We start from the raw sequence: 13,219 nt of genomic DNA on the forward strand, positions 1-13,219 counted from the left end.
TTTGCCTCCGTCCTGAAAGCTTAACATCAATCACTCTCGACAGGCGAATCAGCGTCGGTCTTCACCGCCTGATAGGCGTCGAGCGCTCTGCGGCGCGCCGCGTCGTGCTCAACTATGCATTTGGCGTAGGTGTCGCCCAATCGCACCCCCGCCTTGTCCAGAACGGCCTGAGGCGCCTTCCAGGGCTCATGGATGTGCTTGGCCGGGAGAGCGGCCAGCTCTGGGACCCAACGGCGGATATAGTCGCCCTCGGCGTCGAACTTCTGGCCCTGGGCGATGGGGTTGAAGATGCGGAAGAACGGCGAGGCGTCGGCCCCGCAGCCGGCGACCCACTGCCAGTTGTTGACGTTGTTGGCCATGTCGGCGTCGAGCAGGGTGTCCCAGAACCACGCCTCGCCCTCGCGCCAATCCACCAACAGGTGCTTGGTCAGGAACGAGGCGGTGATCATCCGCACCCGGTTCTCCATGTAGCCGGTGGCCCAGAGCTCACGCATGCCAGCGTCCACGAACGGAAAGCCGGTGCGGCCGCGTTTCCAGGCCTCCAGCCCGTGCTTGTCATGCCGCCAGGGCAGGTGGTCGAAGGCCGGCTTGAAGGGGTTCTGAGGCAGGTCCGGGCGGGCGTAGAGCAGGCCGTGGTTGAACTCCCGCCACCCCAGCTCAGACAGGAACTTGTCGACCTGGCTGTCCGACGCGCCGCGATGAGCCGCGGCATGGCCGGCGCGCCAGATCGCCCGGGGCCCGATTTCACCGAAGTGCAGGTGGGGAGACAGGCGCGAGGTGGCCTCCCGCGCTGGAAAGTCGCGGCCCTCTGTGTAGTCCCGGAGGTTCTCGTCCAGGAAGTCGTGCAGCCGTTCGCTCGCGCCAGCCTCGCCGGGCGTCCAGTCGGAGAAACCTTTCGACCAGTCCGGCTTGGCAGGATGCAGGCCCCAATCCGTCAGCTTGTCGGACGCTGGCCATCGGGCGGGCGCGGGGAGAGCCTCCGGCGCACGGTGGATGACGTCGAGTTGGATCTGTGAGCGGAGGGCCCGCCAGAAGGGGGTGAAGATCTTGTAGGAGCCGCCGGTCCCGGTCTTGATCTCCCATGGCTCGGTCAGCAGGGCGGCGTTGCAGGAGGTGACGGATACACCGGCCTGTTCGAGTTCCGCCTTGATCGCCTTGTCGCGCGTGATGGTGTCCGGGTCGTAGAGGCGGTTCCAGAGGAGGCATTCGGCCCCGGTCTGTTCGACCAGGCCTTTCAGCACCTCCCCCGCAGGGCCGCGACGCAGGATCAGGCGCGAACCCAGAGCTTCCAAGTCGCCGCCGAGCGCTTTCAGCGACTTGTCGAGCCACCAGAGCGATGCGCCGCCCATGGGGCGCACGTCTTTCGTTGTATCCAGGATGTAGACCGGGATCACCGGCCCGCCGTGCTGCGCGGCCTTATGAAGGGCGGGATTGTCGGCCAGCCGCAGGTCGCGGCGGAACCACACGATCACCGGACTTTGCTGCGGCATCGCCACCCCTTTCGCTTGCGCTTACAATTCCCGAAGGCCAATTACGTGCCTTCGAACCGTCTGGATGAGGCTTACCTTGACTGAAACGAAATCCGTCCAGCCGAATTCGCTGATCGAGCTGAAAACGCCGACGGGCAAGCCTGTGCGGATCGGTCAGCGCGAGCGCCTGTCGATCATCGCCGGGCCTTGCCAGATGGAGAGCCGCCAGCATGCGCTGGAGACAGCCCACGCCCTGAAGGAGATCGCCGACCGCCTCGGCATCGGCTTGATCTACAAGACCTCCTACGACAAGGCGAACCGCACCTCGGCCAACGCCCAGCGCGGCATCGGGCTGAAGGACAGCCTGCCGATCTTCGCCGAGATCCGCGAAGTCACCGGCCTGCCGACCCTGACCGACGTGCATGAGACCGAGCACTGCCCGTTGGTGGCGGAAGCCGTCGATGTCATCCAGATCCCGGCCTTCCTGTGCCGCCAGACCGACCTGCTGCTGGCCGCCGCTGCGACGGGCCGTGCGGTCAACATCAAGAAGGGTCAGTTTCTGGCCCCTTGGGACATGAAGAACGTCATCGCCAAGGTGACGGGCGCGGGCAACCCGAACGTCATGGCCTGCGAGCGCGGCGCGTCGTTCGGCTACAACACCCTGGTGTCCGACATGCGGTCGCTGCCGATCATGAGCGAGATCGGCTGCCCGGTGGTGTTCGACGCCACCCATTCCGTCCAGCAGCCCGGCGGGCAGGGGACCAGCTCCGGCGGCCAGCGCGAGTTCGTGCCGGTCCTGGCGCGCGCGGCGGTGGCCATCGGCGTGGCGGCGGTGTTCATGGAGACGCACCCGGACCCGGACAACGCGCCGTCCGACGGCCCCAACATGGTGCCGTTGAGCCATTTCGAAGGTCTGATCGCCGAACTGCTGGACTATGACGCCCTGGCCAAGAAGCGCCTGGGAGCGGCGGCATGAGCACGCCCCGCCGCATCATCTTCGTGACCGGCGGCGCCGGATTCATCGGCTCCAACGTCGTCGGCCGACTGGCTCAGGATCCAACCCTGGACATCGTGGTCTGCGATCGGCTGCGGGAGGCGGAGACCGGCAAGTGGCGCAACATCGCCAAGCACCCGATCGGCGACTTCGTGCATCCCGACAACATGTGGGAGTGGCTGGAGAAGCGTTGGCGCGACGTGGAGGCGGTGGTCCACATGGGCGCCGTGTCGTCCACGACCGAGCCGGACGCCGACAAGATTATCCACGCCAACTTCACCCTGTCGCGGGACCTGTTCCGCTGGTGCGCCGATCATCAGCGCCGCTTCATCTACGCGTCCTCGGCCGCGACCTATGGCGACGGCTCGCACGGGTTCGACGACAAGGACGACTACCAGTCCCTGACGGGCCTCCGGCCGCTGAACACCTATGGCTGGTCCAAGGCGCTGTTCGACCAGTTCGCCGCCCGTCAGGCGGCCCGCGACTACGCCCCGCCGCAATGGGTCGGGCTGAAGTTCTTCAACGTCTATGGGCCGAACGAAGAGCATAAGGGCGGCATGAAGTCGGTGGTCGCCCAGATCTGGCCGAAGGTGGCGCACGGCGACACCGTGCGGCTCTTCAAGTCGCACAATCCGGACTACGCCGACGGCGGCCAGCTGCGCGACTTCGTCTATGTCCGCGACGTGGCCGATGTGGTCGAGTGGCTGACCCAGAATCCGCAGGTGAACGGCGTCTACAACCTCGGCTCGGGCCAGGCGCGGTCGTTCAAGGATCTGGCCGAAGCGACCTTCAAGGCCGCCGGCAAGACGCCGAAGATCGAGTACTTCGACATGCCTCCCGGCCTGCGCGGCAAGTACCAGTACTACACCCAGGCCAGCATGGAGCGGCTCAAGGCGGCGGGTTACGCCAAGCCCTTCACCAGCCTGGAGGACGGGGTCGCCGACTACGTCCAGAGCTACCTGTCGCAGCCTGATCCTTACGCCTGAGGCGGTTGGTGGCGGGACGGCGGCTTCGTTGGGGTCTGGTGGCGGGCGGTCTGGCGATCGTCGCGCTGCTCGGCTCGGCCGCCTTCATCTGGCGGGACGACATCTTGCGCACGGGGCTGGATCCCAAGGTTCCGTACCAGACCTATAATCCGCCGCCGACGCCGAACTACGCCACGGCGGACGCCTGGGCCTTGCTGCCCAGTCGTCCGGCAACGCCTGGGGTTGATGATCCCGCGGCCGATGTTTTCTTCGTCCACCCCACGACCTATGACGGCGGAGGGGATTGGAATGCGCCGATCAGCAAGGAGCAGTCGAACGCGCTTCTGGCGACGGTGATGCTGCCGAACTATGCGGGGCCGTTCGAGCGGGTGGGGCGGGTCTTCGCGCCCCGTTATCGCCAAGCCAGCCTCTATACCCGCCTGACCCTGCGCGAAGACGCGCGAGAGGCGCGGCGCTTCGCCTATCAGGACGTCCGTGCGGCTTTCCATCGGTACATATCGGCTTATGGGGCGAATAGGCCCTTCATCCTGGCCGGTGTGGAGCAGGGCGGTGAACTGGCGGCGCGCTTGCTTGAGGACGTGATCGCGCCCGATCCGGTCCTACGCGATCGACTAGCCGCCGCCTATTTCGTTCAGACGGTGACGCCGGCTTATCTCTACGGCCCCGGGTCGCTGGTTCCGGCCTGCCAGATGAAGCCGCAGGCCGGATGCGTTGTAGCCTATGCGGCGGCTCAGGCCACCGATCGCGAGGCGCAGCGGCTGTTGCTGGAGCGCGCCCTGGTCTGGAACGGCGCCGGTGATCTGGTGAACCTCGAGCGGCAGCCAGCGCTCTGCGTCAATCCGCTGCTGGGCGCCCAGACCGACGAGGCGGCGGGTGAACGCCTGAACCTCGGCGCAGCCAACGCCACGGGTCTGGAATGGGGCGCGCGGCCGGCATTCCTCAAGCGCCAGACCGCGGCGCAATGCCAAGGCGGGGTGCTGAAGGTCTCCAAGCCGCGCTCGGACGCCTTCAAGAGCACCGGGAGCTGGGCGGATCGCAAGAAGGTCCGTGGTTACAATCTGTTCTACGCCGACCTTGAGGCGGATGCGCAGAGGCGGCTGGAGGTGTGGAGGTCAGCCCGCCTCGCCCAGCGGTGAGCCTGGCCGCCAGTCGAAGAGCTCCTGCAGCACCTTCAGCGCTTCGCCGCGCTCGGTCTTGAGCTCCGGGTCGCGGGCCAGGATCAGCCGCGCGTCATCGGCCGCCACGGCGATCAGTTCACGGTGCGCGACGGGATCGGCGAGGCGATAGGCGGGAAAGCCGCTCTGGCGCAGACCCAGCGGATCGCCGCCGCCGCGCAGCTCCAGATCCTTCTCGGCGATCAGGAAGCCGTCGTCCGTCTTGCGCAGGATGTCGAGGCGGGCCTGGGCGGTCTCTGACAGCGGCGGATCGTAGAGCAGGACACAGGCGCTTTCACGTGCGCCCCGGCCGACGCGGCCGCGCAGTTGGTGAAGTTGGGCCAAGCCAAAACGCTCGGCTTGCTCGATGACCATGATGCTGGCGTTGGGGACGTTGACCCCGACCTCGACGACCGTGGTGGCGACCAGGACCGAAACCTTGCCGGCGGCGAAGGCGGCCATGACGGCGTCCTTGTCGGCGGCCGGCATCTTGCCGTGAACCAAGCCGACGGAGTCGCCCAGGATGCGGCGCAGGTCTTCGGCGCGTCCCTCGGCGGCCTGCAGGTCGATCAGCTCGGACTCCGAGACCAGCGGGCAGATCCAGAAGGCCTGGGCGCCGTCGCGGATGGCGGCCTTCAGGCGGTTGACCACGTCGCCAATGCGCGGCGTCGGGACGGCGGCGGTGGCGACGGGCGTGCGGCCCGGCGGCTTTTCGTCGATGCGCGAGACGTCCAGGTCGCCGAAGACGGTCAGCTCCAGCGTGCGCGGAATCGGCGTGGCCGACATGGCCAGCAGATGGACGCCGTCGCCCTTGTCTTGCAGCCGGCGTCGCTCGCCCACACCAAAGCGGTGCTGTTCGTCGATGACCGCCAGGCCGAGGCTTCGATAGGCTACGTCTTCCTGGAACAGCGCGTGGGTGCCGACCGCGACGTGCGCCGTGCCCTCGAGCAGAGCCATCAGCTTTTCCGCCCGCACCTTGCCCTTGTCGCGGCCAGTGAGCAGCAGGACGCGCAGACCGGCGGCCTCCAGAGGCGGAGCAATGGTCTCGTAGTGCTGACGAGCCAGGATTTCGGTGGGCGCCATGAGGGCCGATTGGCGGCCGGCCGACGCCGCGTCCGCTATGGCCAGCATGGCGACAACGGTCTTGCCCGCACCCACGTCACCCTGGAGCAGCCGGCTCATCCGCTCGCCTGAGGCCAGATCGCCGCCGATGTCGGCAAGGGCCCGCTGCTGCGCGCCGGTCAGGCGGTAGGGCAGGTCGGCCTCAATCTGTTGGGCGTAGTCGCTGCGACTGGCGATCTTCGGCGCGGGATGGGAGCGGCGGGCCGCCTTGCGCTGGGCGAGCGCCAGTTGGTGAGCCAGCAGTTCGTCATAGGCCAGGCGGCGGCGGGGACGTGAGAGCGGCGCCAGATCCGCTTCGGACTTCGGCTCATGCACGACCGCCAGAGCCTCGCGCCAGGACGGGAAGCCTTCACGCGCCATCCAGGCGGGGTCCTGCCATTCCGGCAACTCGGTGGCGCGGCTGAGGGCCTCGTTGGCCAGCTTGCGGATGGCGCGGGAGGCCAGGCCGGCGGTGGCGGGATAGACGGGCTCAAGCTCCGGAATCTCGTCCGCCCGCTCTATCGGCAGCAGATAGTCCGGATGCGCGATCTGCACCTCGCCGTTGAAGCGCTCGACCTTGCCGCTGACGATGCGCTGCTCGCCGACGGGGTTCTGCTTCTCTAGCGTGTCGCCATAGACCTTGAAGAACACCAGGGTGACGAAACCCGTGCCGTCATAGCCCCGAATGCGCCAGGGCAGGTTGGGGCGGCCCGGCTTGATGTGGGCGTCGATAGTGACGACCAGGGTCTGAATCTCGCCCTCGACCACCTTGTCGGCGGTGACCGGCGTGCGCCGGATGACCGACTGCGGCGTCAGGAACAGGACGTCGCGGACGAGGGAGCCCGCGACCTTCTCCACCAACGGCGCGACGCGCGGCCCAACGCCCTTCAGCGTGCCGATCGAAGCGAAGAGCGGGAAGAGAATCTCGGGCCGCATGAGGTCACGATAGCAAGGCTTCCCGCCCGCCGTCAGGCAGGGCGTCGGCCGGCGCGCGTGACCAACCAGATCCCGCCGCAGACCAGCACTAGGGCCGCAAGATTCTTCCAGGCGAAGACCGTCTCATGCAGGAAGGCGGCCGACAGGATCACCCCGAAGACCGGAATCAGGAAGTTGAACGGCGCGACCAGGCTGACCGGATTGTGCTTCAGCAGCAGGCTCCAGATCGCGAAGGCGGCCGCGGACAGCGCGCCCAGATAGATCAGCAGCGAGGCCGACCGCCAGTCGAAGCCGTGGACCTCGCCCCCGACGGCCATGCCGCCGACGGTGAGGATCAGGCCGCCGATGCCGAGCTGCCAGCCCGTCATGATCATGGGGTCGAGGTCGCGGGAGATGCGCTTTCCGTAGATCGCAGCCCCGGCCAGGATGAAGGCGGAGAAGGCGACGAAGCCCTCGCCCGTGATGGTGAAGTCGAAATCGGTCAGGCCGCTGCCCAGATTGACGGTCAGCACGCCCAGGAAACCGACGAGGCAGCCAAGCGCCTTGCGGCCGGTCAGGCGGTCATTCGCATAGACGAAGTGCGCGATCAGCACGCCGAAGAACGCGCCCGTGGCGTTCATGATCGAGCTCTTCACCCCGGTCGCGTTGGCGACGCCGATGTAGAAGAACACGTACTGCAAGGTGGTCTGGAAAAAGCCGAGCAGGGCCATCTGGCCGAACTGTCGCCGCGTCGCGCCGAAGATCGGACGGCGCAGGAGCACGGCGGTGGCCAGCAGCATCACGCCCGCCAGGACGAAGCGATAACCGGCGAAGACGACCTGATCGGCCAGATCGGTCTTGGTGATCTCCAGCAGGCGATAGCCGTTTTTGATCGCCGGGTACGAACTTCCCCACAAGACGCAGCAGAAGGCGGCGGCCAGGTAGACGAAACGACGATCAGAAAACAGGTCCGGCTTGGACGGCGTAGAAGCCGTCACCGGGACATCCAGGGCTTGGATTTGGACGCGGAGCGAGCGGAGGCGAGCTGCTCCGCCTTACGCTGTGCGCGGCCGGAGGTGTGGCCCTCGCCAGTCTCGAGGCGTTGCTTCTTGGCGGCGACGAGCGCGGCCATCTTTTCGGCGGGGGTCTTGGCGTCTTCGGACATGATGCCGCGCGCCATAGCACGCGTTCTATGACGCGGGGTAGAGCGCTAGGAGCGCCTGGGTCACGCCGTTGGTCCAGCCGAAGCCGTCCTGAAGCGGATATTCGCCGCCGCCGCCGGGGCGAACCTCCTCGATATCGTACTTTTCGAGCATGCGGCCGCTGGCCTGATACTCGCGCTGGACCGTGGCCAGCCAGCGCTTGCCGATCTCCGCCGCCAAGGCGTCTTCGCCGTAGGTCCGCAGACCCTTCACCGCGACCCACTGCAATGGCGCCCATCCGTTGGGCGCGTCCCACTGCTGGCCCGTGGTGAGCGTGGTGGTGCGCAGGCCGCCCGGCGCCAGCAGCTCATCCCAGGTTTTGCGCGCGATGATGTTCGCCTGGCGTTGGCTGGCGGCGCCGACGAACAGCGGATAGAGCGCGGCGGAGCTGACAACCTGGGAAGCCCGGCGCTCGCGCCATTGGTAGTCGAGATAGAGGCCTTGTTCAGCGTTCCACAGCCAACGGTCCATGGCCGCGCGGCGGGCGTCGGCGCGGCGGTCGAAGTCCTTGCCGCACGTATGATCATCCAGACGGCGGCAGGCGTCCGCGATGGCGCGCTCCATGCCGTACATCAGGCTGTTCAGGTCGACGGGAACGAAGGCGGTGGTCTGGATGGTGTGCAGGCTCTTGCCGTCCGCCAGCCAGCGGGCGCTGAAATCCCAGCCGCTTTCGGCGCCCGCGCGCAGGTCGCGGAAGATATCGGCGGCGGGCCGCTTGCCTTCGCGGGCTGTCAGGATGTCCTCACGCCAGGACTCGTCGCGCGGCGTGTTGCGGTCGTCCCAGTAACGATTGAGGACCGCGCCGTCGGGCATGCGGACGACCCGGGCGAAGGCGCCTTCCTTGCTCAGGCTTTCTTCGCCCTGCATCCAGAAGGCGTACTCCCGTCGCATCTGATCGAGACGGCGGCGCAGGACCAAGGCGTCGCTCTGATCCGTGAGGTCGACCATCAGATAGAAGAACGGCGGCTGCGAGCGGCTGAGGTAGTAGCTGCGCGTTCCGTTGGGGATTCGGCCGTAGCGGTCGATCAGGCTGCCGAAATCATCGACCATGGCCTCGATCAGGTCCTGGCGGTCATCCTCGGCAAGGCCCAGCATCGTGAAGTAGCTGTCCCAGTAGTACATCTCCCGGAAGCGGCCGCCGGGCACGACATAAGGGTTGTCCATGCGCAGGGCGGTGGAGCCCTCGGGCGTCGCGGCGGGCTGACGGGTCAGGATGGGCCACAGCCGGGCGATATGGGTGTCGATGGGCGGGCGGGCCGTGGAAGGAGTCGGAACCAACACTTCCTGCGGCAGGTCAAACTGGGTCGCGACGAAACGCTTGAGCTCCTCGTCGGAGAACCAGGTGCGGGCGCGATAGCTGGCGAGAATCTGGTCGGGGGAACGCCGGGCCGTGGCGTCGACGAATGTCTTGCCGTCGGGGAACAGCCGCCGCATCTGCACCTGATGGAACAGCTCGCTGTAGAGATCAGCGGGCGTCGCGACCTGGGCGTGCGCTGTACCGAGCGAGAGGGCCGTGGCGGCCGCGGCGATGACCATGTGACGAAGCAAGCATACCTCCGACTGAACGGAGGCTGAACGCATCAGGGCGTGGGTGGCTGCGTCAGGCCCGGCCGCCCGGTTTGCCGATGAAGACGCGATATCCCTTCTCGTCGGCGATGGAGAGCATCTCCTTGTCGCCGTCGGTGTCTCCATAGGCGGCGGCAAGGTGGACGTCCTCGCCGAACATCTCCTGCAGACGGCGGACCTTTTCAGGTCCTCGGCAGTTACCGCCCGCGAAGGCTCCGCTGACCTGGCCGTAGGTGTTCACTTCCAATTGGGTGCCAATCAGGGCGTCCGCGCCCAGACCCCGGGCGAACGGCGCGACGATGGTTTCAGGCGAGGCGGTGACGATTACCGCCCGCGCGCCGCGGGCCCGCCAACGCTTCCAGGTGGCGACCGCGTCGGGGCGGAGGAGGCGGGTGGCGTGGGTTTCAGCAAAGACCTTGGCCTCGGCCTCGACCTTCTCCAGCGGCACGCCCTTGAGGAACTGCACCACGGCTGCCGCCTTCAGGCGTCCACGGTCACGGTGCCCCAGATAGGACAGAATCGCGGGTGTAAGTTTGAGGACGCCCAGGGTGTAACGCGCCCGTCCCACCCGCCAGGCGAGGAATGCCGTGAAGCTGTCGCGTACGGTCATGGTGCCGTCGAAGTCGAACGCCACCAGCGCCTTGTCATCAAGCGGATCGTTCATCGGCCGCGAAGGTGCGGCCATGCCCATGGGCCGCCGAGAGCGTCTAGCCATCGTTCACGTACTGCAACTGTTCGGTACTTTATCGACCACGATTCCCGTCCGGCGCTAACAGGGCAGGCGCTCCTCAGGATGCGATGCGGTGTCGCGGACCTCGCGCGTGGCGTAACGACGTCCTATATGCCCTAATGAGGAGCAAGCCGTCTCAACCGGGACGTGTTTAGCGTCTCTATCCCCAGTTTAAGCGCTCAAAGGGTTGTGAAGGGCGCTCGGATCGGGGAATGTCAAGGTTTAGACAACCCGTGGCTCGTATCCTGCATTTAGAACAGGAAGCGAGACGTCTTTCGGGAGTGGCGGTGTCCGGCTTCGGCCCAGCATCGCCGTAGTGTGAGAAGCGATATGACTAAAGCCGCCAGCGGCGACACCAAGAGCACCCTGTACTGCTCCTTCTGCGGGAAGAGCCAGCACGAGGTGCGTAAGCTCATCGCGGGCCCGACCGTGTTCATCTGCGATGAGTGCGTCGAGCTGTGCATGGACATCATCCGCGAAGAGCACAAGATCGCCTTCGTGAAGTCCAAGGATGGCGTTCCCACGCCGCGCGAAATCCGCGAAGTGCTGGACGACTACGTCATCGGTCAGGACCACGCCAAGAAGGTCCTCGCGGTCGCGGTCCACAACCACTACAAGCGCCTGAACCACGCGACGAAGAACAACGACGTCGAGCTGGCCAAGTCCAACATCATGCTCGTCGGCCCGACCGGTTCGGGTAAGACGTTGCTGGCCCAGACGCTGGCGCGCATCATCGACGTGCCCTTCACCATGGCCGACGCCACCACCCTGACCGAAGCCGGTTACGTGGGTGAGGACGTCGAGAACATCGTGCTGAAGCTGCTGCAGGCGGCCGATTACAACGTCGAGCGGGCTCAGCGCGGCATCGTCTACATCGACGAAATCGACAAGATCAGCCGCAAGTCCGACAACCCGTCGATCACCCGCGACGTGTCGGGTGAAGGCGTCCAGCAGGCTCTGCTGAAGATCATGGAAGGCACCGTCGCCTCCGTGCCGCCGCAAGGCGGGCGCAAGCATCCGCAGCAGGAGTTCCTGCAGGTAGACACCACCAACATCCTCTTCATCTGCGGCGGCGCCTTCGCCGGCCTGGAGAAGGTGATCAGCGCGCGCGGCCAGGGCGCTTCCATCGGCTTCGGCGCCAAGGTCGCTGATCCGGACGAGCGCCGCACTGGCGAAATCCTGCGCGAGGTCGAGCCCGAGGACATGGTCAAGTTCGGCCTGATCCCGGAATTCATCGGCCGTCTGCCGGTGATCGCCACGCTGGAAGACCTGGACGAAGCGGCCCTGGTGAAGATCCTCACCGAGCCGAAGAACGCCCTGGTGAAGCAGTACCAGCGTCTGTTCGATATGGAGAATGTCGGCCTGACCTTCACCGACGACGCCCTATCGGCGGTGGCCCGCAAGGCCATCACCCGCCGCACCGGCGCTCGCGGCCTGCGCTCGATCCTAGAAGCCATCCTGCTGGAGACCATGTTCGAGCTGCCGAACTACGACGGCGTCGAGGAAGTGGTCGTGAACCAGGAAGTCGTGGAAGGCCGCGCCCAGCCGCTGGTCATCTACGCCGAGAAGAAGGCGGGCGGGGCGGCCTAAGGCCTCTCCACCTCAGCAACACAATGAAGCGGCGGTCCCTTTCGGGGCCGCCGTTTTTTGTTTCTGGGCTCCGTCGTCGTCGGAACGCCGCCAGCCAAGCTTTCTTGACGCGACGCGGTGAAGGCGCGATGCGAGGAGGGTGGGGGAAATAAAATGAACAACAGCACGCCGGCGTCGAACCGCCGGATTTTGACGGCCAGCCTGGTGGGCACGGCGGTGGAGTTCTACGACTTCTACATCTACGCCACGGCCGCCTCGCTGGTGTTCGGGCCGCTGTTCTTCCCCAGCGCGTCGCCGTCGATGCAGTTGATCTCATCCTACGCCACCTTCGCCATCGCCTTCTTCGCGCGTCCCGTGGGGGCGGCGCTGTTCGGGCATTTCGGTGATCGGGTGGGGCGCAAGTCGACCCTGGTGGCCAGCCTGCTGCTGATGGGCGGCTCCACAGTCGCCATCGCTTTCCTGCCCACCTACGCCATGGCGGGTTGGATCGCACCGGTCCTGCTGTGCTTGCTGCGCTTCGCCCAGGGCCTGGGTCTTGGCGGGGAGTGGGGCGGGGCCGCCCTGCTGGCGGTGGAAAATGCGCCGCCAGGGTGGAAAGCCCGCTTCGGCATGTTCCCGCAACTCGGCGCGCCTGTGGGCTTCCTGGCCGCCAACGGCCTGTTCCTGATCCTGGGCATGATCCTGAGCCCGGAGGCGTTCATGACCTGGGGCTGGCGTCTGCCGTTCCTCGCCAGCGCGGTGCTGGTGGGCGTGGGGCTTTGGGTGCGCCTTAAGATCAGCGAGACGCCGGCCTTCGCCAAGGCGATGGAGGAGGGGCCGCCGCCCAGCGTGCCGTTGGGTGAGGTGCTGACCCGCTATCCGCTGCAAACCTTGGGCGGGACCTTCGCCGTGGTGGCCTGCTTCGCCATCTACTATCTGGCGACCACCTTCGCCCTGGGATACGGCACGATGACTCTGGGCTACAGCCGCCAGGTGTTTCTGGGCGTGCAGCTGGCCGCCATCGGCTTCATGGCCGTGGGCATCGTGGTCGCCGGCTACTGGTCGGACGCGCGGACCCCGCGCAAGGTGCTGATGTCGGGCTGCGTTCTGACCATCGGGGCCGGATTCCTGCTGGCGCCGCTGATGGGGGCGGGGTCCCTGTTTCTGATCTGGGCGTTCCTGGCCCTGGCTCTGTTTCTGATGGGGCTGGTCTATGGGCCGCTGGGCGCGTTCCTGCCGGGACTTTTCCCGGCGCGGGTTCGCTATACGGGGGCCTCCATGGCCTTCAATATCGGCGGGATCATCGGCGGCGGACTGGCGCCGATGGTGGCCCAGGCGCTGGCCGATAAAGGCGGCCTGGCCCCGGTGGGACTCTATCTCAGCACGGCGGCCCTGATCAGCTTTCTGGCCTTGGCGCCGCTTCGCCGAGAAGCAGAATGAGCTGTGGATAAGCTCGTTTCAGCCTGCGACCCCCTGCCGCTGCGCTGCGGCGCCGCTTGAACGCGGTCGCAAAAGGTCCACATAAATCTCCGA

General features: G+C 66.5%; 11 protein-coding genes. 5 read left to right on the forward strand and 6 right to left on the reverse strand.

The genetic code is table 11. The features are described 5' to 3' along the window. Positions 1-26: 26 nt before the first annotated feature. Entirely contained in the window at positions 27-1,490 is a 1,464-nt protein-coding gene (locus tag P7B02_RS10510) for a cryptochrome/photolyase family protein (RefSeq protein WP_277786298.1), read from the reverse strand. A 76-nt stretch (positions 1,491-1,566) separates the two neighbouring features. Here P7B02_RS10510 and kdsA point away from each other — a divergent pair, with 76 nt between their 5' ends. From kdsA to P7B02_RS10525, 3 genes are read left to right on the forward strand one after another with little or no spacing between them, the layout of a single operon-like run. Then, positions 1,567-2,445, forward strand: a complete 879-nt coding sequence (gene kdsA / locus P7B02_RS10515) for a 3-deoxy-8-phosphooctulonate synthase (RefSeq protein WP_277786299.1) — start codon at positions 1,567-1,569, stop codon at positions 2,443-2,445. Then, entirely contained in the window at positions 2,442-3,449 is a 1,008-nt protein-coding gene (rfaD, locus tag P7B02_RS10520) for an ADP-glyceromanno-heptose 6-epimerase (protein WP_277786300.1), read from the forward strand. The genes kdsA and rfaD overlap by 4 nt, the downstream gene beginning before the upstream one ends. A gap of 8 nt (positions 3,450-3,457) precedes the next feature. Continuing rightward, a complete protein-coding gene (locus P7B02_RS10525) occupies positions 3,458-4,585 on the forward strand; it encodes a DUF3089 domain-containing protein (RefSeq protein ID WP_277786301.1) in 1,128 nt (375 codons plus the stop codon). On the opposite strand, the gene recG is transcribed toward P7B02_RS10525, so the two are convergent. Genes recG through P7B02_RS10550 form a run of 5 tightly spaced genes read right to left on the reverse strand, consistent with a single transcriptional unit; the run spans position 4,562 to position 10,102 of the window. Beyond that, complete coding sequence (gene recG, locus P7B02_RS10530; protein WP_277786302.1) at positions 4,562-6,640, reverse strand: ATP-dependent DNA helicase RecG; 2,079 nt, start codon at positions 6,638-6,640, stop codon at positions 4,562-4,564. The two genes, P7B02_RS10525 and recG, sit on opposite strands and share 24 nt — an antisense overlap. Before the next feature lie 32 nt (positions 6,641-6,672). Then, positions 6,673-7,617: a DMT family transporter gene (locus tag P7B02_RS10535; RefSeq protein ID WP_277786303.1), complete on the reverse strand. Its 945-nt coding sequence runs from the start codon at positions 7,615-7,617 to the stop codon at positions 6,673-6,675. Further along, the gene (locus P7B02_RS10540; protein WP_277786304.1) at positions 7,614-7,784 is read right to left on the reverse strand and encodes a hypothetical protein; all 171 of its coding nucleotides are present in this window, start codon (positions 7,782-7,784) and stop codon (positions 7,614-7,616) included. Before P7B02_RS10540 ends, P7B02_RS10535 begins: the two co-directional genes overlap by 4 nt. Before the next feature lie 25 nt (positions 7,785-7,809). After that, positions 7,810-9,513 carry an alpha,alpha-trehalase TreF gene (gene treF, locus P7B02_RS10545; protein WP_347276647.1) on the reverse strand — a complete coding sequence of 568 codons (1,704 nt, stop codon included), beginning with the start codon at positions 9,511-9,513 and terminating at the stop codon, positions 7,810-7,812. Beyond that, positions 9,422-10,102, reverse strand: coding sequence for an HAD-IB family hydrolase (locus P7B02_RS10550; RefSeq protein ID WP_431355804.1), 681 nt, complete (start codon positions 10,100-10,102; stop codon positions 9,422-9,424). The genes treF and P7B02_RS10550 overlap by 92 nt, the downstream gene beginning before the upstream one ends. A gap of 345 nt (positions 10,103-10,447) precedes the next feature. Here P7B02_RS10550 and clpX point away from each other — a divergent pair, with 345 nt between their 5' ends. Both clpX and P7B02_RS10560 read left to right on the forward strand, forming a co-directional pair. Further along, positions 10,448-11,707 carry an ATP-dependent Clp protease ATP-binding subunit ClpX gene (clpX, locus tag P7B02_RS10555; RefSeq protein ID WP_277786307.1) on the forward strand — a complete coding sequence of 420 codons (1,260 nt, stop codon included), beginning with the start codon at positions 10,448-10,450 and terminating at the stop codon, positions 11,705-11,707. A 153-nt stretch (positions 11,708-11,860) separates the two neighbouring features. After that, positions 11,861-13,126 carry an MFS transporter gene (locus P7B02_RS10560; protein WP_277786308.1) on the forward strand — a complete coding sequence of 422 codons (1,266 nt, stop codon included), beginning with the start codon at positions 11,861-11,863 and terminating at the stop codon, positions 13,124-13,126. Positions 13,127-13,219 lie beyond the last annotated feature (93 nt).

Source organism: Caulobacter segnis (assembly GCF_029543125.1).
GTDB lineage: Bacteria > Pseudomonadota > Alphaproteobacteria > Caulobacterales > Caulobacteraceae > Caulobacter > Caulobacter segnis_D.

Excerpts from the sequence above, each read along its gene's own strand:
- P7B02_RS10560 (WP_277786308.1), top strand. The coding sequence starts at position 11,861 with ATGAACAACAGCACGCCGGCGTCGAACCGCCGGATTTTGACGGCCAGC.
- P7B02_RS10540 (WP_277786304.1), bottom strand. The coding sequence starts at position 7,784 with ATGTCCGAAGACGCCAAGACCCCCGCCGAAAAGATGGCCGCGCTCGTC.
- clpX (WP_277786307.1), top strand. The coding sequence starts at position 10,448 with ATGACTAAAGCCGCCAGCGGCGACACCAAGAGCACCCTGTACTGCTCC.
- recG (WP_277786302.1), bottom strand. The coding sequence starts at position 6,640 with ATGCGGCCCGAGATTCTCTTCCCGCTCTTCGCTTCGATCGGCACGCTG.
- rfaD (WP_277786300.1), top strand. The coding sequence starts at position 2,442 with ATGAGCACGCCCCGCCGCATCATCTTCGTGACCGGCGGCGCCGGATTC.
- P7B02_RS10550 (WP_431355804.1), bottom strand. The coding sequence starts at position 10,102 with ATGGCTAGACGCTCTCGGCGGCCCATGGGCATGGCCGCACCTTCGCGG.
- treF (WP_347276647.1), bottom strand. The coding sequence starts at position 9,513 with ATGGAGACACCGACGGCGACAAGGAGATGCTCTCCATCGCCGACGAGA.
- P7B02_RS10510 (WP_277786298.1), bottom strand. The coding sequence starts at position 1,490 with ATGCCGCAGCAAAGTCCGGTGATCGTGTGGTTCCGCCGCGACCTGCGG.